The organism is Xenorhabdus aichiensis, assembly GCF_028598775.1.
Classification (GTDB): domain Bacteria; phylum Pseudomonadota; class Gammaproteobacteria; order Enterobacterales; family Enterobacteriaceae; genus Xenorhabdus; species Xenorhabdus bovienii.
The window spans coordinates 27,061-48,960 of record NZ_JAQRFO010000009.1 but is presented as its reverse complement, the minus strand read 5'-3'; the positions used below and the strand labels follow the sequence as shown (position 1 = coordinate 48,960).

Annotated in this window: 19 protein-coding genes and 2 tRNA genes; 9 read left to right on the top strand and 12 right to left on the bottom strand. The window is 42.3% G+C overall.

The genetic code is table 11. The features are described 5' to 3' along the window. The first annotated feature begins 205 nt into the window (after positions 1-205). The 3 genes from ydiJ to PSI22_RS06160 all read left to right on the top strand — a co-directional run bounded on the left by ydiJ (position 206) and on the right by PSI22_RS06160 (position 5,057). Complete coding sequence (ydiJ, locus tag PSI22_RS06170) at positions 206-3,277, top strand: D-2-hydroxyglutarate dehydrogenase YdiJ (RefSeq protein WP_273579002.1); 3,072 nt, start codon at positions 206-208, stop codon at positions 3,275-3,277. Beyond that, positions 3,274-3,687, top strand: a complete 414-nt coding sequence (locus PSI22_RS06165) for a hotdog fold thioesterase (RefSeq protein ID WP_273579001.1) — start codon at positions 3,274-3,276, stop codon at positions 3,685-3,687. The genes ydiJ and PSI22_RS06165 overlap by 4 nt, the downstream gene beginning before the upstream one ends. Before the next feature lie 299 nt (positions 3,688-3,986). Next, positions 3,987-5,057, top strand: a complete 1,071-nt coding sequence (locus PSI22_RS06160; protein WP_273579000.1) for a L,D-transpeptidase family protein — start codon at positions 3,987-3,989, stop codon at positions 5,055-5,057. Positions 5,058-5,165: 108 nt separating this feature from the next. On the opposite strand, the gene PSI22_RS06155 is transcribed toward PSI22_RS06160, so the two are convergent. From PSI22_RS06155 to PSI22_RS06135, 5 genes are all read right to left on the bottom strand, one after another. Continuing rightward, positions 5,166-5,402 (bottom strand): major outer membrane lipoprotein, encoded by a 237-nt coding sequence (locus PSI22_RS06155; RefSeq protein WP_273578999.1) that lies wholly within the window; start codon positions 5,400-5,402, stop codon positions 5,166-5,168. Positions 5,403-5,883: 481 nt separating this feature from the next. Further along, entirely contained in the window at positions 5,884-7,293 is a 1,410-nt protein-coding gene (gene pykF, locus PSI22_RS06150) for a pyruvate kinase PykF (protein ID WP_273578998.1), read from the bottom strand. 502 nt (positions 7,294-7,795) lie between these two features. Next, positions 7,796-7,872: transfer RNA gene (locus PSI22_RS06145), tRNA-Val, on the bottom strand. A 32-nt stretch (positions 7,873-7,904) separates the two neighbouring features. Then, a tRNA-Val gene (locus PSI22_RS06140) sits at positions 7,905-7,981 on the bottom strand. A 158-nt stretch (positions 7,982-8,139) separates the two neighbouring features. After that, positions 8,140-9,513 carry an MATE family efflux transporter gene (locus PSI22_RS06135; protein ID WP_273578997.1) on the bottom strand — a complete coding sequence of 458 codons (1,374 nt, stop codon included), beginning with the start codon at positions 9,511-9,513 and terminating at the stop codon, positions 8,140-8,142. Positions 9,514-9,751: 238 nt separating this feature from the next. Here PSI22_RS06135 and PSI22_RS06130 point away from each other — a divergent pair, with 238 nt between their 5' ends. After that, positions 9,752-10,396, top strand: a complete 645-nt coding sequence (locus PSI22_RS06130; protein WP_273578996.1) for a riboflavin synthase subunit alpha — start codon at positions 9,752-9,754, stop codon at positions 10,394-10,396. Positions 10,397-10,474: 78 nt separating this feature from the next. On the opposite strand, the gene cfa is transcribed toward PSI22_RS06130, so the two are convergent. After that, positions 10,475-11,626, bottom strand: coding sequence for a cyclopropane fatty acyl phospholipid synthase (gene cfa, locus PSI22_RS06125; RefSeq protein ID WP_273578995.1), 1,152 nt, complete (start codon positions 11,624-11,626; stop codon positions 10,475-10,477). Positions 11,627-11,945: 319 nt separating this feature from the next. After that, positions 11,946-13,127: a purine nucleoside transporter PunC gene (gene punC / locus PSI22_RS06120; protein WP_273578994.1), complete on the bottom strand. Its 1,182-nt coding sequence runs from the start codon at positions 13,125-13,127 to the stop codon at positions 11,946-11,948. A 123-nt stretch (positions 13,128-13,250) separates the two neighbouring features. On the opposite strand from punC, the gene punR reads away from it, so the two are divergent. Further along, a complete protein-coding gene (punR, locus tag PSI22_RS06115) occupies positions 13,251-14,159 on the top strand; it encodes a DNA-binding transcriptional activator PunR (protein WP_273578993.1) in 909 nt (302 codons plus the stop codon). 3 nt (positions 14,160-14,162) lie between these two features. Here punR and purR read toward each other — a convergent pair whose 3' ends face one another. Then, positions 14,163-15,188, bottom strand: coding sequence for an HTH-type transcriptional repressor PurR (gene purR / locus PSI22_RS06110; RefSeq protein ID WP_273578992.1), 1,026 nt, complete (start codon positions 15,186-15,188; stop codon positions 14,163-14,165). A gap of 477 nt (positions 15,189-15,665) precedes the next feature. Then, on the bottom strand, positions 15,666-16,244 hold the full coding sequence (gene sodB / locus PSI22_RS06105) for a superoxide dismutase [Fe] (protein WP_273578991.1): 579 nt from the start codon (positions 16,242-16,244) through the stop codon (positions 15,666-15,668). Positions 16,245-16,610: 366 nt separating this feature from the next. On the opposite strand from sodB, the gene PSI22_RS06100 reads away from it, so the two are divergent. Continuing rightward, positions 16,611-16,994 carry a Grx4 family monothiol glutaredoxin gene (locus tag PSI22_RS06100; RefSeq protein WP_155271245.1) on the top strand — a complete coding sequence of 128 codons (384 nt, stop codon included), beginning with the start codon at positions 16,611-16,613 and terminating at the stop codon, positions 16,992-16,994. A 65-nt stretch (positions 16,995-17,059) separates the two neighbouring features. Here the strand turns inward: PSI22_RS06100 and rnt are convergent, their stop codons facing one another. Continuing rightward, on the bottom strand, positions 17,060-17,710 hold the full coding sequence (rnt, locus tag PSI22_RS06095; protein ID WP_273578990.1) for a ribonuclease T: 651 nt from the start codon (positions 17,708-17,710) through the stop codon (positions 17,060-17,062). 124 nt (positions 17,711-17,834) lie between these two features. After that, on the bottom strand, positions 17,835-18,242 hold the full coding sequence (gene gloA / locus PSI22_RS06090; RefSeq protein WP_238098583.1) for a lactoylglutathione lyase: 408 nt from the start codon (positions 18,240-18,242) through the stop codon (positions 17,835-17,837). Between the two features lie 280 nt (positions 18,243-18,522). Between gloA and PSI22_RS06085 the strand changes: the two genes are divergently transcribed. Both PSI22_RS06085 and slyA read left to right on the top strand, forming a co-directional pair. After that, the gene (locus tag PSI22_RS06085) at positions 18,523-18,762 is read left to right on the top strand and encodes a DUF1289 domain-containing protein (RefSeq protein WP_273578989.1); all 240 of its coding nucleotides are present in this window, start codon (positions 18,523-18,525) and stop codon (positions 18,760-18,762) included. Positions 18,763-19,438: 676 nt separating this feature from the next. Further along, positions 19,439-19,876, top strand: a complete 438-nt coding sequence (gene slyA / locus PSI22_RS06080; RefSeq protein WP_012988918.1) for a transcriptional regulator SlyA — start codon at positions 19,439-19,441, stop codon at positions 19,874-19,876. An 87-nt stretch (positions 19,877-19,963) separates the two neighbouring features. Here slyA and PSI22_RS06075 read toward each other — a convergent pair whose 3' ends face one another. Continuing rightward, entirely contained in the window at positions 19,964-20,437 is a 474-nt protein-coding gene (locus tag PSI22_RS06075) for an outer membrane lipoprotein (RefSeq protein ID WP_273578988.1), read from the bottom strand. Positions 20,438-20,787: 350 nt separating this feature from the next. Between PSI22_RS06075 and anmK the strand changes: the two genes are divergently transcribed. Then, positions 20,788-21,900 carry an anhydro-N-acetylmuramic acid kinase gene (anmK, locus tag PSI22_RS06070; RefSeq protein ID WP_273578987.1) on the top strand — a complete coding sequence of 371 codons (1,113 nt, stop codon included), beginning with the start codon at positions 20,788-20,790 and terminating at the stop codon, positions 21,898-21,900.

Sequence of the window (21,900 nt, the reverse complement as noted above, 5' to 3'; positions counted from 1 at the left end):
AAATTATTTCTCTTGGCAATTGAAAGTACTGCTGGCAGTAACAATAGTAAGTAAATATAACGTTATTTCACAGATTGCTCAAAATTGATAAAGATTGTGATATCGTTAAAAGCTTGCCTACTCAGAAAGCTGTCTGAGTTACCTTATCCAAGATAGTATATAAATGAAGCAATGTGGACACTAATTAGAGAAGGGGCATAAGCCAATGATCCCACGTATACCACAAGCCCCCCATGTCAGTGAACTGGCACAGGAATATTTGACCGAACTGAAGGAAGTTGGCTTTACAGGCGATACTGCCAGCAGTTATGCCGACAGATTGACTATGGCGACGGATAACAGTATTTATCAATTGTTGCCACAAGCAGTTATTTTTCCGCGCTCCAGCGCTGATGTTGCTCTGCTAGCGAGAGTTGCGGGCGAAGAACGTTTTCATTCCCTGACATTTGCTCCTCGCGGGGGAGGAACGGGCACCAACGGACAATCACTCAATAATGGTATTGTGGTGGATATGTCCCGTTATATGAATCGTATTCTTGAAATCAATCCAGAACAAGGGTGGGTTAAAGTCGAAGCCGGTGTCATCAAAGATCAACTCAATCAATACCTAAAGCCTTTCGGTTATTTTTTCTCTCCCGAATTATCAACCAGTAACCGTGCCACGTTAGGCGGCATGATTAATACCGATGCTTCTGGTCAGGGATCGCTGGTTTATGGCAAAACGTCGGATCATGTACTTGGTGTCCGCGCCGTTTTATTGGGTGGGGAAATGTTTGATACCCGTCCTATGAGTACGTTATCTGCGGAATCGATTGCTCAAGAAGAATCCATCATTGGGCGGATCTATAAAACAGTGCTTGAACGCTGCCGTGAGCGCCGGAAGTTAATCGTCGAAAAATTCCCGAAGCTCAATCGATTTCTGACCGGATATGATTTGCGTCATGTTTACAGTGATGATATGCAAACATTTGACTTGACCCGAATCTTGACTGGCTCTGAAGGAACATTGGCTTTTATTACAGAAGCCACACTGGATATTACGCCATTGCCAAAAGTCAGGCGGTTGGTGAATGTCAAATATGATTCCTTTGATTCGGCCCTGCGCAATGCCCCTTTCATGGTGGAAGCCAAAGCGCTTTCGGTTGAGACGGTGGATTCCAAAGTGCTCAATCTGGCGCGTGAAGATATCATCTGGCACTCAGTGAAGGAATTGATTACGGATGTCGCTGATAAAGATATGCAGGGGCTGAATATCGTCGAATTCAGTGGCAATGATAAACAGCAAATTGACCAGCAGGTTTATGATCTTTGCCAGCGCCTTGATGAATTGATGGAGGAAAACCAGACCGGTATCATTGGTTATCAAATTTGCCATCATTTAGTGGATATTGAGCGTATTTATGCCATGCGGAAAAAATCCGTTGGGTTACTCGGTAACAGCAAGGGGGCTGCCAAACCGATTCCGTTTGTCGAAGATACCTGTGTACCCCCTCAGCATCTTGCCGATTACATCGTTGAATTCCGTCAGCTCCTCGATAGCCATCAGCTTAACTATGGCATGTTTGGGCATGTCGATGCGGGCGTCTTACATGTTCGGCCTGCGCTGGATATGTGTGATCCACAACAGGAAATCTTGATGAAGCAGATTTCTGATGAAATTGTTTGTCTGACAGCTAAATATGGTGGCTTGCTATGGGGAGAACATGGAAAAGGTTTTCGGGCGGAATACAGCCCGGATTTTTTTGGCGAAATCTTGTATGACGAATTGCGTCGGATAAAAGCGGCATTTGATCCGCTGAACCGTCTTAATCCGGGAAAAATCTGCTCACCGATTGACACTGACGCTCCAATGATGAAGGTAGATGCAACCAAGCGCGGAACTTATGACCGTACTATTCCTGTTAATGTCAGAACGGCATTTCGTGGGGCGATGGAATGTAATGGTAATGGCCTATGCTTCAATTTCGATGTCAAAAGCCCAATGTGTCCTTCAATGAAGGTAAGTCAACATCGCATTCACTCTCCTAAAGGCAGGGCAACGCTGGTCAGAGAATGGTTGCGGCTTCTGACTGAGCAGGGGATGGACCCCAAGTTGTTGGAGCAGGGGCTTGATCAAGCGCGTCCTAGCCTGCGGGGGCTGATTGACAAGACGCGCTATAGTTGGCAGGCGTGGCGGGGTGAATATGATTTCTCGCATGAAGTGAAAGAAGCCATGTCAGGCTGTCTGGCTTGTAAAGCCTGTTCGACACAGTGTCCAATTAAGATTGATGTACCTTCATTTCGTTCGCGTTTTCTGGCGCTTTATCACAGTCGTTATCTGCGTCCGCTGCGTGATCATATCGTTGCCAATGTTGAAAACAGTACTCCGTTGATGGCAAAGGTGCCTCAAGTCGTTAACTTTTTTTTGAAACGACCATGGGTACAGAAAATCAGCCAGCACACCATTGGTATGGTTGATTTACCGCTACTTTCCTACCCAACACTGCAACAGCAGCTTTCAGACCACTATGCAGCAAGAACGACACTGGAACAGCTCGAAACTCTGTCACAATCTCAACGTAAGCAGCATGTGCTTATCGTCCAAGATCCTTTCACGAGTTACCACGATGCGAAAGTTGTCGCTGATTTTGTGCGATTGACCGAAAAACTAGGATATCAACCTGTGCTGTTACCGTTTTCACCTAATGGAAAAGCACAACATGTCAAAGGGTTCTTGACTAAATTTGCCAAGACTGCCGAGAAGACAGCCAATTTTCTTAATCGAGTAGATCGTCTGAATATTCCTATGGTGGGAGTTGATCCTGCGCTGGTGCTGTGTTACCGAGATGAATACAACGATATCCTCGGTGAGCGGCGGGGTAGCTTTAACGTCCAATTGGTTCATGAATGGCTCATGAGTATTCTGCCAGAGACACCATCACAAGAAAAACGTGACAGCTCAACATCCAGTGGTGACTGGTATTTACTGGGGCATTGCACAGAAGTGACAGCGTTACCCAATAGCGGTAAGCAATGGACGGATATTTTCCGTCATTTTGGCTGTCAATTGAACAATGTCAGCGTGGGATGCTGTGGTATGGCAGGCACATATGGCCATGAAAAAAAGAATATTGATAACTCGATCGGTATCTATAAACTTTCATGGGCTCCGGCGCTGGACAATCTTGCTCTCGAACGTTGTCTCAGCACAGGCTATTCATGCCGTAGCCAGGTGAAACGCATAGAAGGACAAGCAGTTAAACATCCATTACAAGCCTTATTGGAGATAATACCGTGATTTGGAAACGTACTACAGATGTGAACGCGCTTAATCAATTTAATAGCGAGTGCATGCTAGAACATGTGGGAATAAAAATCACCCAGATTGGTGACGATTTTATTGAAGGAACAATGCCTGTCGATCAACGTACTAAACAGCCGTTTGGTCTCTTACATGGCGGGGCATCTGTGGTGTTGGCTGAATCGCTCGGTTCTCTTGCAGGGTATCTCTGTTTAGAGGGTGAACAGAAAGTTGTGGGAGTAGAGATTAATGCCAACCATATCAAAGCGGTGAGTAAAGGCGTTGTCAAAGGTGTTTGTAAACCTGTTCACCTTGGACGTTCTCACCAAGTCTGGCAGATTGACATCTATAATGAACGGCAGCAGTTATGCTGCACATCTCGTCTAACAACTGCAGTCTTGTCGTAGATTTTTATCTTATGACACCCATTCATTGAGTTCAGTTCCTGTCAGTATTTTATTGACAGGAACTGTTTGGCATTTTGGTGAATGGCGACTTTTACTGATTTGAACTTCCCTCGCTAATGACGGGTTACAGGACTGTATATTGAGTGATATTAACGCGTATAGTGTGCATGGAAGAATGCGTATTTTTGTTTTTATTTTGTTAGGGTTTCTCCTTGATTTCGATAAAGGAGATAGAAGAGTCTCTTAAAGTGGGCTATTAATTAACCATTGTCATTCAAACATCATTTCAGGAAGTGTATATGAAGCGATTTTTGACTTTTATCGGTATGTCCTTGATCGGTTTGTTATCGTTAAGTGGTTCGGTCAATATAGCCCATGCGATGGAGTACCCATTGCCACCAACTAACAGTCGCCTGATTGGTGAGAACGCCATCTATGTTGTATCTGATGATGGGCTTTCGCTGGAAGCCGTTGCCGCCAAATACCAAATAGGTTTGTTGGCCATGCTGGAGGCTAATCCTGGCGTTGATCCTTATCTGCCGAAACCAGGCACCAAGCTGATTATTCCATCACAGATGCTGCTCCCCGATACTCCTCGTCAAGGTATTATCATTAATCTGGCGGAATTTAGGCTCTATTATTTCCCCAAAGGGAAAAATTATGTTGTCGTCTATCCCATTGGGATCGGTCAGCTTGAACGTGATACACCGACGATGACAACGTCTGTCAGCCAGTTGATTAAAAATCCAACATGGACACCGACCACCAATATTCGTAAAGATTATGCGAGTCGAGGGATTATTTTGCCAACAGTAGTACCTGCCGGGGCGGATAATCCGATGGGGGATTTTGCCTTGCGTTTGGCTGCTGGTCGTGGAGAATATTTGATTCATGGTACGAATGCGAATTTTGGTATTGGTATGCGTGTCAGTTCGGGCTGTATTCGTTTGCGCCCCGATGATATTGAGGATTTGTTTTATAGTGTGCCACGAGGAACCCGTGTTCAGATAATTAATGAGCCAATCAAATATACAGTGGAGCCAACTGGGAAACGTTACGTGGAAATTCATCAGCCACTTTCAGATAAACAGACCGATGACCCTCAGACTAGGCCGATTCAGCGCGCTGAGGGGTTGATAAAATTTATTGATAATCGTGAAACAGACGCTGTTCTTGTTGATCAGGCGATTATTCGACGTTCAGGAATACCTGTGCTGGTGAATAAAGGTATTGCTTTACCCAATCAGGAAGAGCAAGAAGTTTCAAGGCCGATTGAGACTCGTGAAGAAGCCACTCACGGTGTTAACCCAGTTAAATTGCCGCCATTAAATCAGCCTAGTCCCATTTATCAGGCTGAGCCCTTATCCTGATTTAGGGTAGGGGCATTTGCAATCGATTTCTGAGAACAACAAATGGATCAGCGAATATAAAAATGGCGTACCTTACTTGGTACGCCATTTTTGTTATCTGCTGCAAGATTATTTCTTGTAGGAACGCACTTGATTATCAAGGCGCTTATTCGCACGAGCTGCTTCCTCTTTGGCTGACTGAACATCAGAGTGAACAGCGGTGAGGTCATTTCTCAATTGGTCAACTTTAGAACCCAGAGTGTTAACCTGAGTGGCAAGTTGTTCAACTTTAGTCGCGCTTGAACAACCCGCTAACAGAGTGGAAGCCAGAATTACTGCACCAAATACAACTTTAGTACGATTCATCACAATACCCTCTAGATTAAGTTAATCTCCAAGTAGCTACCTAAGTATTACACAAACTTTTTTAGAAAGAGAATAAATTTTTGCTACTGAAAAAAAATTCTACTGTTCTTTAATCGGAAAATAAGCCAATAATTTTTAGATAACTGCAATAAATTAGTGGTTTATTCGGTGATTTAATCAGAACAATCTCAATGATTACGTGATATGCATTCCATTTTTGATGTTTTAGACTAATAAATAGAGAAGGTACATACAAATAAATAAAAACAGTAAGTGTTTTTGTACTGGAACCTGTAGATAAATTTGCTTACTGTAATTGTATAACTTTTATAAAGTTTATAATGATAACGATATGGCATAGAAATATAAAAAGATCTATTTGGATATAAACCAAATTTGGATCTTATTTATAGTTATTAACATCGCTAACAAGACTGCCCAATGTCTGGGCAGCTTATTCAGGATTGGGTATGGTGCAAGTTTATAGAACGTGGACTGAAGAAGTATTTGTTGTGCCACTTGGTACTAACGCACCGGATATCATTACAACGGCATCACCTTTATTGGCTATACCACTTGCCAGTGCCGCTTCCTTACCAATCCGATAGAAGTCATCGGTAGAAGCGATCTCTTTGACAATTTGTGTGGAAACACCTTTGACCAACAGTAATTGTCGGGCAGTGATTTCATTGGTAGTCAGAGCGAGGATAGGCGCGTTAGGGAAATATTTACGGATAGATCTTGCAGATTTGCCACCATAGGTTGCAACGACAATCAGGGGTGCTTCCAGCTTTTCTGCAATTTCAACTGCACCACGGCAGACTGCCTCAGTAACGCGCAGTTTCTGGGCTTTGGTATTTTCAATTCTGCTGTTCATGACGCGATCTGTACGTTCACAGATGGTTGCCATGATAGAAACCGCTTCGATAGGGTATTTCCCTTTTGCACTTTCACCGGAAAGCATCACGGCATCAGTGCCATCTAAGATGGCATTGGCAACGTCACCTGCTTCAGCGCGGGTAGGGCGTGGATTTTTGATCATGGAATCCAGCATTTGGGTTGCAGTGATGACAACTTTGCGTGCTGCATTACATTTTTCGATCATCATCTTCTGCGCGAAGATAACTTCTTCTACTGGGATCTCAACACCCAAATCACCACGGGCAACCATGATACCGTCTGAAGCTTCCATAATTTCATCAAAATTATTCAGGCCTTCCTGATTTTCAATTTTGGAGATGATTTGGATGTGCTCTCCACCGTGGGCTTTCAGGTGATCACGGATTTCCAGTACATCAGAACGCTTACGGATGAAAGACGCTGCGACGAAATCAACACCTTGCTCGCAACCGAAAATCAGATCCTGTTTATCTTTTTCTGCCAGTGCAGGCAGGTTGATGGCGACATTTGGCAGATTGACGCCTTTGTTTTCGCCTAAATCACCGTTGTTCAATACCTCACAGATGACTTCAGTCTCGGTGACGTTTTTTACTGTCATGGCGATCAAACCATCATCAACCAAAATGGTATTACCCGGTTTCAGGTCTGCTGGCAGACCAGCATAAGTGACGGCGACACACTCTTGATTGCCAATAACAGATTTATCAGTTGTAAAAGTGAAAGTCTGGCCCGCAGTGAGAGAGACATCATTACCACCTTCCAGCTTTATGGTACGAATTTCAGGGCCTTTGGTATCCAGTAGGATAGCTGCTTTTTTGCCTGTTTTCGCAGTGACCGCACGAAGGTTTTTAATACGTTGGCCATGTTCTTCGTAGTCACCGTGAGAAAAATTTAGGCGCATGACATTCATGCCTGCATTAAGCAATTCGGTCAGTTTTGTTTCGGATTCTGTTTTTGGCCCGATAGTACAAACAATTTTGGTTTTTTTCATGACAATCTATCTACTGGTTTTAATGGATTAAAAGAGTGAATCACCAACCATTGACATTTATGCCAGCATCATCTGGATTTGTAAGTTGCGCAACATAACGGAAAACGGATGGCAGAAAGTGTCAAATGGTTTTTTTTGCGTGAAGTCAGGCGTGTGTAGATATGTGGACTTGAATCGATTAAGCATCGGTAATTTTTTCTGAGTTCGGTAAATCAATTGGCTGAAACCATTCAACTTATGACAGGAGCGTATTATAGAGGCTAATTTCTGTGAAATGAATCAAAAAAGTGATTCTTGGAGATATTTATGAGTAAAAAGCGAAAAATATTCTGGCTCATGTTAAGGAAATCAGAGAGTTGTTGCGCAAACGGATAGAATTGAATTGTTAGTATCGCGTGATAGGTTGGGTAACATTAAGTATATGGTAGGGAAGTAGAGTTCAGCAAAATATGAAATAAAACAATAAATGGCTAGAAAGGAATTTAGGATACTATCTAATAGATGGTGCGTCCGAGTGGACTCGAACCACCGACCCCCACCATGTCAAGGTGGTGCTCTAACCAACTGAGCTACGGACGCACATAAGATTTTTTCTATGTCAGACAGATATATGGTGCGTCCGAGTGGACTCGAACCACCGACCCCCACCATGTCAAGGTGGTGCTCTAACCAACTGAGCTACGGACGCAATCTAAATTTCTGTGGCTGACAACGGGGAAGAATATTAACGATCACGGGGCTTTCTGGCAAGAGGAAAAACGCAAATTCTTATTCGATTGCTCGTATTTACACCTTTTGGAATGAATTTACGGCTTTTCCTCTTGTTTTCCGACCTAATAGACTAAATTAATGAGTAGAGCGTTCCAGAACAAAGTGAGTTGGTTGCTTTTGTAACCACAAAATTCGGAGACCCACCATGACCGCGGCGGCGGTTAAGCCGATAATAAACCCAATCCAGAAACCCTGTGGCCCCATTGGTTCAGTGACATAATGGGTTAGCGCCAGAATGTAACCACTAGGTAGTCCTAAGATCCAATAAGCAATAAAGGTGATAAAGAAGACGGAACGCGTATCTTTATACCCTCGTAATACACCGGAACCAATAACCTGAACTGAATCAGAAATCTGATAAATGGCTGCAAACAGCATCAGATGGGATGCAAGAGTGACAACTTCATAGTTATCGTTATACATAAGTGCGATCGGTTCGCGGAACAAAGTTGTAAAGGCCGCGGTCATACAGGCTATCATCAAACCGACAGCAAGGCTTGTGTAAGCTGAAATTTTGGCACCTTCAGTCGATTTTTTTCCAAGGTTATAGCCTACGCGGATGGTTGCTGCGATCCCAAATGACAGGGGAAACATAAACATCATGGAACTGAAATTGAGTGCGATCTGATGTCCAGCAACGGCAGCGACTCCGAGAGGAGATACCAACAGTGAAACAACAGCAAAAAGTGTGACTTCAAAGAACAGAGCCAGCGCGATAGGTAAGCCAAGTAACACAATACGTTTTTGTGTACTCCAATTAGGGCCAGTAAAATTATCGAACGTATGAATATCCTTCTGTGAAGGCGTGTGTTTTACATACGCAAGCAGTAACAGGAACATGACCCAATAGACCGTGGCCGTCGCAACACCACAGCCCACACCGCCTAATTCTGGTGCGCCAAATTTACCGTAAATGAAAATATAATTGACAGGAATGTTAACCAGTAATCCCATAATGCCAATAATCATTGCAGGCTTGGTTTTCGACAATCCTTCACACTGACCGCGTAAGGTCTGATAGAACAGATAGCCAGGGGCACCCCACATAATGGCATGGATAAAGTTTATTGCTTTTTGTGCCAACACAGGATCAACATTGTGTTGCGCTTCTATAATGAATCGGCAGTTATACAATACAGCTATAACTAAAATAGAGAGAAAAGTCGCCAGCCAGAAGCCTTGTTGGATCTGAGTTGCTACATTTTTTCTCTGACCAGAACCGTTCATGTGTGCCACAATCGGCGTTAGGGCCATCAGTAGACCTTGACCAAATAAAATAGTTGGTAACCAGATTGACGTGCCGACGGCAACTGCAGACATTTCTACAGCACCAGCTTTACCAGCCATGACTGTATCGACGAAACCCATCGCAGTTTGTGAAAATTGTGCGATGATGATTGGGATCCCCAGAGCGAGCAAACTACGCGCTTCATTTAAGTATTTCTGCACGTACTACACCTTTTTTGATTGAAAATTAATGAGAAAAACAAAGAATATTTCTACGGGCAAACGATGTTATTGGAAAATTAATCGCTTATTAGCACAGATATTGTATAGGACTCATTTTACTAAGCCAATCGCTGCGCGATACTAATACGCAACGGGAGTGCGCACTCACCGAAATAGTGTTTAAAAATGATGGGTGGGTTAAACTAACTTATTTATGCAAATGACGAAAGGGGTTCCCATGTTTACAGGCATCGTTCAGGGAAAAGCGCGGATAGTTGCAATTGATGAAAAAGCGCATTTTCGAACTCATATTGTTAAATTTCCGGCTGAATTATTACCCGGAATTGAAACGGGGGCCTCCGTTTCCCACAATGGTTGTTGCCTGACAGTGACCAATATCGATAGCGATCTGATTAGTTTTGATTTGATGAAAGAGACGCTGCGCTTGACTAATCTCGGTGATCTTAACGTAGGTGACTTAGTTAACCTGGAAAGAGCCGCAAAATTTGGTGATGAAATTGGTGGGCATCTGATGTCCGGTCATGTTATTACGATAGCTGAAATTGCCAAGATTTTCACTTCAGAAAATAACCATGAAATTTGGTTTCGCATTCACGATAAGCAATTGATGAAATATATTCTGCATAAAGGATTTATTGGCATTGATGGGATTAGCCTGACGATTGGGGATGTCGTGAATAACCGATTCTGTGTTCACCTGATACCCGAAACACTGGAACGTACGACACTGGGTAAAAAGCGCCTTGGGCAGAAAGTGAATATTGAGATTGACACACAGACACAGGCAATCGTAGATACCGTCGAACGGGTTATGGCGCAGAAAGAACAGGAAAAAGTATTGTCACAAACGGAAGAACAATAAAAAACATTACCCATTGTAGGTGAAAGCTACAGGAATGGGGTTCTGTAGCTTTCTGTACAACCTTTTTAGGTTAACACCTTACCGAGGAACTCTCAGGCCGTTTTCAATTCCCCGTGGGCTAAACATGATTTGCCACAGTTGAATGTCTCTGGCACGGAATGCGCCTGCGCAAGCATTCAAGTAATAACTGAACATCCGTTTAAAGCGTGGGCTGTAGTTATGTTCTATCTCGCTCCAGCTTGCGGTGAAATGTTCATACCATGACATCAACGTACGGTCATAATCCGCCCCAAAGTTGTGCCAGTCTTCCATGACAAATTTTCCATTACTGGCTTTGGCGATTTTTGCAACCGAAGGTAGGCAACCATTGGGAAAAATATACTTATTCATCCATGAATCGACGTTCAATTTATCACGGTTAGAGCCGATAGTATGAAGCAGGAACAGGCCATCAGGTTTCAGGTTTTTGCGCACAATATTGAAATAATTGGCATAGTTTTTAGGGCCAACGTGTTCAAACATGCCGACAGAAACAATCCTATCAAACTGGAGGTTCAAATCGCGATAATCTTCAAGGATGATTTTCACATCCAGATCTTCACAGCGTTCCTGAGCATATTTCTGTTGCTCTGCGGAAATAGTAACGCCAGTGACGGATACACCATAGTTTTTTGCAGCATAGGCAGCCAGACCGCCCCATCCACATCCGATATCCAATAATGTCATGCCTGGAGACAATTGCAGTTTTTCGCAAATCAGGCGGAGTTTACTGGTTTGGGCTTCTTCTAGTGTATTTGAATCTTTCCAGTAGCCACATGAATACTGCATGTAGGGGTCGAGCATGCGAGTAAAAAGATCGTTACCTAAATCATAATGTTCTTCTCCTACAACCCAGGCTCTCTTGGGTGATTGTAAATTAAATATACGAGCGGTAATGACTTTCAGGATATCCTTGGTATTTTTGGGAATGCGATACTCCAGACCAGCTCGCAGGATTTTATGGAAGAATACATCCAGACGTTCACAATCCCACCAGCCATCCATATAGCTTTCACCCAGCCCAAGGGAGCCTTCTTTTAACACTCTTTTATAAAAATTGGGATTTTTGACATGTATATCGAAAGGGCGTTTGCCATTGATTTCAATATCAGCTTCTTGAAGCAACTCATTGGCAATTTTATGCCACGGATCAGTAATTATTTTTTTATCTTCAATGCAAGATGAACTCATATACTCTCCAACATTTATACGAGGGAATTTTGAGGTATCTCTTTGTGGCTGATTATTTAATATGCTAAAACCAAAAAGGTTTTATTCAGAAATAATATAGATCATTAAGTAAAAGCATATACGCTCATTCATCCTGAAATTAAACAGGGCTTCATTGCCCTTACAAACCTCAAATTCCGAGTTTTTATAATAATGAACCTGTATGAGTATATGAGTGAAAGAATATTTAAACAATCATCTAAAGGTCACATTTATGACGAAACCTTTAGATGAGAATGTTCTTAATTATTATTTTTTTGCGTGATTATTGAATTCATGTTTAATCTTTCTTGTCATATTTTTGCTTTTGCAACCAATACCCTATTGCCATTAAAGCAACAGTAGAAACCATCACTGTTGTGGTAGATAAAAGAGGATTTTTCATGAATATGGAGACTATCAGGCTTGCGACAAAACAGAGACCTAATTGCAGGGCATTCTGTAATGCAGCCGCCTTCCCGCTGTTTTTAGGGTAAACAGAGAGGGCATTTGCTACGGCAATAGGATAAGAAGCACCATTCATTGTTGCCATAAAGCAGAAAGGAATGAGAATAGCCATAAATGAAGGTTCATAGAATTGGGAAATTAAATAAATGATCACCATGCTGACGGCATAACCTGCCAGCAAGAATGGAAATACCGTTTCACTTTTGACTTTTTCCAAAAGAACACGGCAACCATATCCACCGACCATAAATGCCAGAGTTTGAGGAATATAACTCAAGCCAATATCTGTAGGATCATAACCCATCTCGGCCAGAATTGTTGGTGATCCAGTTAGCCAAGCAAAAAAACCTGCACTGCACGCAGCGTAAATTAATACATTTCCACTGAAGATAGGGGATTTCAATAAGGTAAAGAAAGAAACGCCCTTTTTATCAGAGTCGGTATCGATGGTTTTGTGCTTATTGGTCAGGAAAAATGTGGGTACCAGCACTGAAAGTGTCACAGCCATCAAGACAAGGAAAATCACTTTCCAGCCAACGTGTGACAATAGCCATGCACCGACCAAAGGAGCGAGAGCAGGGGAAAGAGCAACCAGAGGCATTATCATGGCAAAAACACGTTTGGTACGCTCAGCATCATACCGATCAACAACTAAAGCCTGCCAGCAAACTGCCGCAGAGCAGACTCCAACCGCTTGAAGAAATCTCAATACAAGTAGTTGAGTGGAATCAGTTACCCAGAGCATACCTAGACAACTAACGGAAAACAGGGATAAGCCGATAATAAGAACAGGCTTTCTCCCCAACCGATCAGATAGCTGCCCCCATAACAACTGAGCAAAGGCAAAACCGCCAAGAAAAATGCTGAGGCTCGCACTGATAGCACTTTCTGATGTATTTAACTCTGTTTTCATTACTCCAAAGGCAGGTAGATACATATCAATGGCCAAATAGCCGAGCATACTCAGGCCAGCGAGATAAAACATGAATGAAATGGAATTTTTATTTGTTGTCATTGTGTTAATAACTTGATGTGGTAATTGATAAGGAGATATAAAGCTTATTCTATATGGCATGATTTTTACTTGTGAAACGGTAATATTTGCATCATGTTATGAAAAAAATTGAAAGGAATAAATATGTGGTCTGAATACTCGCTGGAAGTTGTTGATGCTGTAGCCAGAACAGGAAGTTTCAGTGCAGCTGCATCAGAGCTTCATCGTGTCCCTTCTGCTATCAGCTATACGGTAAAACAACTCGAAGAATGGTTGGCTGTACCTTTATTTGAGCGTCGTCACCGTGATGTAGAATTAACGGAAGCGGGGGGTATTTTTGTTAAAGAAGCTCGTTCTGTTATCAAAAAAATGCATCACACTCGCCATCAATGTCAGCAGGTGGCTAATGGTTGGCGAGGGCAGTTCAGTATTGCAGTTGATCAAGTTGTAAAACCTGAGCGAACGCTCCAACTTATTCTGGATTTTTATCGACATTTTCCAGATATTGAGTTGTTTATCTATCCTGAAGTTTTTAATGGTGTGTGGGATGCATTGGTGGATGGGCGGGTTGATGTCGCTATTGGCGCCACACGCGCTTCTCCGGTTGGAGAACGATATAGTTTCAGGGATATGGGGTTTATGCCGTGGTTATGTGTTGCCAGCCCTACACATGAACTGGTTTCGATAGCAGAAAAATTGAATGACGACCAGATGCGCGCTTATTCCAGTTTGTGCCTGGAAGATACTTCTCGCAGCCTGCCCAAGCGTGATACATGGGCTTTGGATAATCAACGGCGATTGATTGTGCCTGATTGGGATATTGGGTTGGCTTGCCTGATGGATGGTCTGTGTGTAGGAATGGTGCCCAAGCATCGTGCATTACCACTGATCCGCAGCGGAAAATTGATCGCACTTGAGCTTGAACAACCATTGCCTGATAGCCCATGTTGCTTGGCATGGTCGCAAAAAAGCCATTCACCCGCATTAAGCTGGTTGCTTGATTATCTCGGAGATAGTGAAACACTTAATGCTGAATGGCTGCAGGAGAACTGATCGTCAACGGCGATAATCGATGAAAGGCCCATCTGCAACAGATCGACGCTCAACAAGACGCGGGTGGACTTCGATAGTTTGTGCATCTTCACGCTTATTGATGATCCTGTCCAGTAACGCCGAGAAGGCCATCTGCCCCAGACGTTCTTTAGGTTGGTGGATGGTTGTCAGCGCTGGCGTGAAGTAGCGTGCGTTACGAATATTGTCATAACCAATGATGGAAATATCTTGAGGGACACGTAAGCCTAGCTCATCGGCTGCACAGATTGCCCCCATTGCCATCACATCGCCACCACAGAAAACGGCTGTGGGGCGATTTTTCTGGTTCAGGATCTTATACATAGCTTGATAGCCAGATTCAGGCTCAAAATCGCCCTGCTCAATCCACTCATTTCGAATGGCAATATTTGCCTCTTTCAGTGCCTTGAGAAAACCTTGATGACGCCCGCCACCTGTATTTCTTGCTAGTGGCCCAGGAATGGAAGCAATATCACGGTGACCGCGTTCAATAAGATAGCGACCGGCCAAATAACCACCATGGAAGGCGTTATCGATAATCGCATCGGTGAAATCTCCTCTAGATTCGCCCCAGTCCATGACTACCATGGGAATATTGCGATAATCTTCCAACATGCCCAAAAGTTGTTCAGGATATTCTGAACACATTACCAGTAAACCATCCACACGCTTTTGAGCGAGCATTGCGAGATAAGCTTTCTGCTTGTCGAGATTGTTGTGAGAATTGCATAAAATCAACGTATAACCTTTGCTATAGCAGCTATTTTCAACGGATTCTATGATTTCGGCAAAATAAGGTGCCTCGCTTGAAGTTGCCAGTAATCCAATGGATTTGGTGTGGTTAACCTTCAAACTACGGGCTACGGCGCTGGGAGAATAGTTTAGTTCTTTAATGGCAGCCCAAACTGCGATTTTTGTATCTTCGGCGACGAAACGGGTTTTATTGATAACATGGGATACGGTTGTGGTTGAAACACCAGCGCGTTTAGCCACATCTTTAATCGTTGCCATGATAAAAAAGACTCCTGACCTTATGGTCTAAATTTATAGATCTTTGTTAATCGTTTGCCAGTATATTTATATATAGGATGAAGGCTGGCAATAACTTAGCGATAAACCTTGAATTTTGTCTGATCTAGCTCAAAAGTGAAAGTAATAATCGATGCTATAAAGTATATGCACTAAATGTCAAATGATGTTTTTTATGTAATAGGGTGAGTAATCATTCAAAATTTATGGTGTTGCGGCACCTTAATTTTCACATTGAGGATGTTTATGGATACAGATCTGAAGTTGGGATTATTGACTGCCAGTAGCGCATTAGTAATGATTGTTATTCTAGCAAGTCTTTGCCTAGTCTAGAAAAAAATTGAAGTGTAACGTTGCCTGCTTTTGTTTGCTTTAAGGGTAAACTTTCGTTATCCAAGACTTATGGAATCGGGAAAGTCTACCCTTTACTATTTCAAACTGGTTTGAGCGTTTATCTCATTAAGCCAGATTTTCTTCAACAAATTTCCAGTTGACCAGAGCCCAGAAATGCTCCAGATATTGAGGGCGCGCATTACGGTAATCGATGTAATATGCGTGTTCCCAAACATCAACTGTCAATACAGGTTTATCTTCACCAGTCAGTGGAGTTGCGGCATTGGAAGTATTGACGATAGCTACGCTGCCGTCAGCTTTCTTGACTAGCCATGTCCAACCAGAACCAAAATTTTTCAGGGCAGCATCAGTAAACTGCTGCTTGAATTCAGCAAAAGAGCCGAAAGCACTGTTAATAGCGTCTGCCACTTTTCCAGTTGGTTCACCACCACCGTTTGGTGACAGGCTATTCCAGTAGAAAGTATGATTCCAGACTTGTGCTGCGTTATTGAAGATGCCGCCTTCGGATGTCTTGATGATTTCTTCCAGTGATTTTCCGGCAAATTCGGTATCTTTAATCAGATTGTTCAGGTTCACAACGTAGGCGTTATGATGTTTGCCGTAATGATATTCCAGAGTTTCTGCTGAAATGTGTGGTTCCAGGGCATTTTTGGCATAAGGTAATGCTGGTAATTCAAAAGACATTGCATGCTCCTTTTTAATATCGGGTTTTTGGCTCTACAAGCCATGGTTAACAAGGTGACAACCATGGGCAGAGCAAATTCAAGCTTATTATCATGTTGCTATTTTGATAATTATCTTAACAACTTTTCAGCTAAATAACAGGGAAAAAGATACGACTTAACTGCGATCTGGAATGGAACTGAACTGTAGTACTGATTGGAAACGGTCACAGGGGGTGAAAGCATCACATAGCCATCTGCGGCAGATTGCAACATAAAATTTGCAGAAGAAAGTTCGCGGTAGAAAATTCGCGGTAGAAAGTGGTATTCTGAATCAATCTTTTCTGATGCTGATAAACAGCGCTTGTGGTTTAAGGAAGTAAAAATGATGAGTATTGAGAAAAACGAACGCCCGGTTGAAGAAACAACGACTATTGGAAAAATAGAACGCCAGATCAAAGAAAATCCAATCTTGCTGTACATGAAAGGTTCCCCAAAGCTGCCAAACTGTGGCTTCTCTGCTCAAGCGGTTCAGGCGCTGTCTGCCTGTGGTGAACGTTTTGCTTACGTAGATATTCTGCAAAATCCTGATATCCGTGCAGAATTACCTAAATATGCAAATTGGCCGACATTTCCTCAACTTTGGGTTGATGGTGAGTTGGTAGGTGGTTGTGACATTCTCATTGAGATGTATCAGAGTGGTGAATTACAAGCGTTGATCAAAGATACTGCTGACAAATACCGTGAACAGGCAGACTGCGATAGCGAATAATTCATCATTTTGGTGAGTGATTGTTGAAGCCCCATCCGTATTCAGCAGGTATGGGGCTTAATTTATCAGGATTCGTTATCTGAAGAAGGTAATGGCCAGCCACCTAGCCGCTTCCAGCGGTTAACGAGTTCACAGAACAGCAGGGCAGTTCGGTCTGTATCATACAGAGCGCTATGAGCTTGATTGCTGTCAAATGGTATTTCCGCTGTGATACAGGCTTTAGCCAGGATTGTTTGGCCGAGCACCAAACCACTCAGGGCTGCGGTATCAAAAGTGGCGAAAGGGTGGAATGGGTTACGTTTCAAACCAGAACGCTCTGCTGCTGCCATGACAAAGTTGTGATCAAAACTGGCATTATGGGCGACTATAATCGCACGGTTGCAATTACTGTCTTTCATACCTTTGCGGATCATTTTGAAAATGGCATGTAATGCCGTGTATTCACTGACTGCTCCCCGCAATGGATTGGTCGGATCAATCCCTGTGAATGCCAGCGCCGCTGGATCAAGGTTAGCGCCTTCAAAGGGGTCAATATGAAAATGCAGTGTGTCAGCCGGCACCAGCCAACCCTCTTCGTCCATCTTTAAAGTAATTGCTGCGATTTCAAGTAAAGCATCTGTCTGTGCATTAAAACCACCGGTTTCTACATCAATGACAACAGGATAGTAGCCACGAAAACGTCCACTTAGCATGTTTTGATCTTTTTTATTAGACATCTGATTCAGTTCTTAACTTCATGATAGTGGATATTATGACAAAATTTGGCATGTATTGCAGAAGTAATGCCTATCCAATTTAGAAATGAAGGGCATGGAAAATGCCCTTTGCATGTAGAAATAGTTAATTTCCTAATGCACTACTGCCGCTTTGGTTTTCGATTAATTCGATTTTATAGCCATCGGGATCTTCAACAAAAGCAATGACCGTTGTTCCGCCTTTAACCGGCCCAGCCTCGCGAGTCACATTTCCACCAGAGAGCTTGATGCGCTCACAAGTTGCAGCGACATCGTCAACACCCAAGGCAATATGCCCAAATGCGGTTCCCATTTCGTAGCTTTCAACATTCCAATTATAGGTTAACTCAATGACTGCACCTTGGCTTTCATCGGTATAGCCGACAAAAGCGAGGGAATATTTATACTCTGGATTTTCACTGGTGCGAAGTAGACGCATACCCATCACTTGAGTATAGAAATCAATCGAGCGCTGCATGTTGCCAACACGGATCATAGTATGGAGTAAACGCATAATCACCTCTTGAACTTTATAATTTTATTGCGAAATATCCTTATTTAGGAAAGTCCTTATTTGGGATAATATTATGGCGAAATTTCGCTCACTAACTGCATATTTCTGGTTAACTATAACTTGTATAGATAAAATAATTCAATTTGTCCTTTCAACTCTCATATATTGTTTTCATATTGTTACTATTTTATTTTAAATTATCACAATTGAGCTTATCCTACGTCAGTATGTCAATTCTCACAGGGTAAGTGCTTGGTAGACCTAGGTACAGGAGGGTTAGATGGCTGAACAATTAGAGTTTTTTGCTATTCCAAACCCTTGCAAGGGGGTTTGTGAATCTGATTCCCGTGGTTTCTGCCGAGGATGTTATCGGAGCAGAGAAGAGCGATTTATGTGGATGAAGTTATCAGATAGACAAAAAAGAGAGATATTTCGGTTATGTCATCAGAGATATCTGAGGATATTAAAAAATAAGGGAGAAAAGTACGATATTACACCGAATCAACCTGAATTATTTTAATTTTTCACTGATTTGTTTAAAAAAATTACTTACATGAATAATAGTTTATGATTACCTTTAAAATAAGAAATATTACTAGTATTAAATGATGTATAATTTATATTACACGTTTTTTATTTGACATAGGTCATTCTAAAATATCGTTCCTGTTGACTAATTACCGTGTTTCGGTAAAATTTTCTTATCAAAGAATTACTTATTGAACAATAAAAGAGCTTGCTTTCTATCTTATTGTTTTTAATATTATTTATCATAATATGAACTATCATTGTAAGAGAAAAATGATATTAATGTAAAAATATATAGATTAGTATTTGGATGGCGGTTATTCTTATAGAACTTTAACCGAGTGGAACTGTATCTATTTTTAGGGTTTGTATTTATTTTGTTGATATTTAAAATTACAATAGTTTAGCTAGAGGATTATTTTATACAGTTTATATCGTTGGTGGATTAATGCGCGATTTTATTCGGTGCGCCGTAAAACTTCGCTCTTTAGGGCGACGAAGATGTCAACTTTGAGTAACAAGCCAACGCGACACTAATTAGGTAATTAGCGAAATTTCTGACTCTGCTAATGTAAGCATGATATAGGTGCGTATCCATTATTCATATGAATAAACTGATTGGATAATTCATTGATGTTATATGAGTCTCTAATTATAAGGAGGGGTAATTGGAATTGACATTGGGATCAGACCTAGCACGTTTAGTTCGTGTTTGGCGCGCTTTAATTGATCATCGTTTGAAACCGTTGAAATTAACTCAAACACATTGGGTTACTCTATACAATATTAGTCAGTTACCACCGGAGCAGTCACAGATACAACTTGCGAAAGCTATTGGTATCGAACAACCCTCTTTGGTGAGGACTCTGGATCAATTAGAAGAAAAGCAACTGATTACACGTCACACTTGTGCTAATGACAGGCGTGCGAAAAGAATCAAATTAACCGAGGAATCGGAAACTTTTATCAGAGAAGTTGACAGTGTTATTGGCTCTACAAGGAAAGATATCTTGGAGGGAATTACTCATGATGAGTTAATTCTGCTTGCTTCTGTAATAAAAAAAATCGAAAAGAATATTAGCCAATTGCATAAACAGGTAATATAAAAATTAACCGATGAAGAGAAAATCGCGGTCCAGCAGATACTGGCAAGCCGCGATTTTTTTGGTTTGATTCTACGTGAATTAATGATGTCAGAGTGGTGATACTGTAGTCGAATTTTCACCGCCAGCGATCTTGACACGTTGGCCTTTGCTGAATACGACTTGATCCAGTTTCTGTACGACGACGATATTTCTTCCGCTATCCGTGCGAATATCTAATTCGACACCTTTCGTTTTATTGATGGCCCCTTCAATCCCCTGGCCAGCCACTCCACCAGCAATAGCACCTGCGGCCGTAGCAAGTCTTTGGCCTGTACCATCACCGACCGTGTTACCTAATAGCCCCCCTAAAACAGCACCACCAATCAAACCCAGCATGTTTGGGTTACCAGCCTGAGTACCTTTAATATACACAGGACGTACAGACAGAATAGTGCCGTAGGTTACGTTTTGAACTTGTTTGGCTTGATCAATCGAGTAGGTATCACTAGAAAGTGCTCCCATGTCTGCGCAACCAGACAATGTTGTTACTACAACTGCACCAACCAGGAAACGTTTGAACATAGTTACTCCTAATTTTAATGCCCAATGGGAAAGCCTGATAATAAACCTACAACCAAGCATTAGGCTACTATTGCCAGCAACAGTCATAATAAATTTGCTGGCTACTAATTGCCGATACACTAACAGCTCATTTCTCGATAAATAATAAGTATTGAAGACGAACTCCTAAGGGAATAATTCCTGACCAAAAGTTTAGCATGTTTTGTGAAGGACTCTCCAAAACTCAGATTTTATCTCTGATATTGACTGCTAAACATATATAGTCCAAATAGATGTGTTTCATAGTTTATGTAAGATTAAATGTAATCTACGAACGAAATGTAATCCACTCTTTAAATAGGGGAGTATTTATGAAGTCAGGACGTTATATCGGTGTCATGTCTGGTACTAGCATGGATGGAGTTGATGTTGTTCTGGCGGCGATTAGCGATAAAGTTGTTGCACAGCAAGTGAGTTATTCTCACCCATTTCCACAAGAGCTTAAGCAGAAATTGCTTTCCATCTGTCAAGGTCAGCAGACGACATTATCTATGGTCGGCCAGTTTGATTATGAACTTGGAACACTTTTTGCCGAAGCAATAAAAGGTCTGATGGATAAAGCTGGGCTAACCGCAAGCGACATTACGGCAGTTGGCTGTCATGGGCAGACAGTATGGCATGAACCAGACGGCGAAAAACCTTTTACTATGCAAATCGGTGATAATAACCGTGTCGCTGCATTGACCAATATTACTACTGTGGGCGATTTCAGGCGTCGTGATATGGCTTATGGTGGTCAGGGCGCACCTTTAGTGCCCGCATTTCATATGGCAGTTCTCGGGCATCCAACAGAAAGACGCATTATTCTGAATATTGGCGGGATCGCAAATATCTCCGCACTGCTGCCAGATTCTGCGGTTAAAGGGTATGATACTGGGCCAGGGAATATGCTAATGGATGCCTGGATATGGCGGCATAAGCAGTTGCCTTATGATAAGGATGCTCAGTGGGCAAATGAAGGAACAGTTAATCAACACTTGCTCCAGAAAATGATTTCTGATCCTTATTTTGCACGTATTGCACCGAAGAGTACGGGGCGTGAGTACTTCAATATGGCATGGTTGGAAAAACAGTTGGCAGATTTTCCTGACGTCTCATCTGTAGATATTCAGGCAACGCTGGCTGAACTAACCGCGGTAAGTATCGCACAGCAGGTAGTATTGAGTGGTGGGTGTGAGCGCTTGCTTGTCTGCGGAGGTGGAGCACGAAATCCACGTGTAATGAGCCGCTTATCTGCTTTATTGCCAATTACTGAAGTTGCTACGACCGACAAATATGGGTTGAGTGGTGACGATATGGAAGCACTGGCATTTGCTTGGCTGGCATTCCGCACTATGTCTGGATTGTCGGGTAACTTGCCGTCAGTAACGGGTGCGGGCAGGGAAACGATTTTAGGGGCAATTTATCCTGTTGCCAGCAGATAA

Excerpts from the sequence above, each read along its gene's own strand:
- pykF (WP_273578998.1), bottom strand. The coding sequence starts at position 7,293 with ATGAAAAAAACCAAAATTGTTTGTACTATCGGGCCAAAAACAGAATCC.
- sodB (WP_273578991.1), bottom strand. The coding sequence starts at position 16,244 with ATGTCTTTTGAATTACCAGCATTACCTTATGCCAAAAATGCCCTGGAA.
- rnt (WP_273578990.1), bottom strand. The coding sequence starts at position 17,710 with ATGTCTAATAAAAAAGATCAAAACATGCTAAGTGGACGTTTTCGTGGC.
- PSI22_RS06075 (WP_273578988.1), bottom strand. The coding sequence starts at position 20,437 with ATGTTCAAACGTTTCCTGGTTGGTGCAGTTGTAGTAACAACATTGTCT.
- anmK (WP_273578987.1), top strand. The coding sequence starts at position 20,788 with ATGAAGTCAGGACGTTATATCGGTGTCATGTCTGGTACTAGCATGGAT.
- gloA (WP_238098583.1), bottom strand. The coding sequence starts at position 18,242 with ATGCGTTTACTCCATACTATGATCCGTGTTGGCAACATGCAGCGCTCG.
- ydiJ (WP_273579002.1), top strand. The coding sequence starts at position 206 with ATGATCCCACGTATACCACAAGCCCCCCATGTCAGTGAACTGGCACAG.
- PSI22_RS06085 (WP_273578989.1), top strand. The coding sequence starts at position 18,523 with ATGGCTGAACAATTAGAGTTTTTTGCTATTCCAAACCCTTGCAAGGGG.
- PSI22_RS06155 (WP_273578999.1), bottom strand. The coding sequence starts at position 5,402 with ATGAATCGTACTAAAGTTGTATTTGGTGCAGTAATTCTGGCTTCCACT.
- cfa (WP_273578995.1), bottom strand. The coding sequence starts at position 11,626 with ATGAGTTCATCTTGCATTGAAGATAAAAAAATAATTACTGATCCGTGG.
- punR (WP_273578993.1), top strand. The coding sequence starts at position 13,251 with ATGTGGTCTGAATACTCGCTGGAAGTTGTTGATGCTGTAGCCAGAACA.
- PSI22_RS06100 (WP_155271245.1), top strand. The coding sequence starts at position 16,611 with ATGAGTATTGAGAAAAACGAACGCCCGGTTGAAGAAACAACGACTATT.
- PSI22_RS06130 (WP_273578996.1), top strand. The coding sequence starts at position 9,752 with ATGTTTACAGGCATCGTTCAGGGAAAAGCGCGGATAGTTGCAATTGAT.
- punC (WP_273578994.1), bottom strand. The coding sequence starts at position 13,127 with ATGACAACAAATAAAAATTCCATTTCATTCATGTTTTATCTCGCTGGC.
- purR (WP_273578992.1), bottom strand. The coding sequence starts at position 15,188 with ATGGCAACGATTAAAGATGTGGCTAAACGCGCTGGTGTTTCAACCACA.
- PSI22_RS06160 (WP_273579000.1), top strand. The coding sequence starts at position 3,987 with ATGAAGCGATTTTTGACTTTTATCGGTATGTCCTTGATCGGTTTGTTA.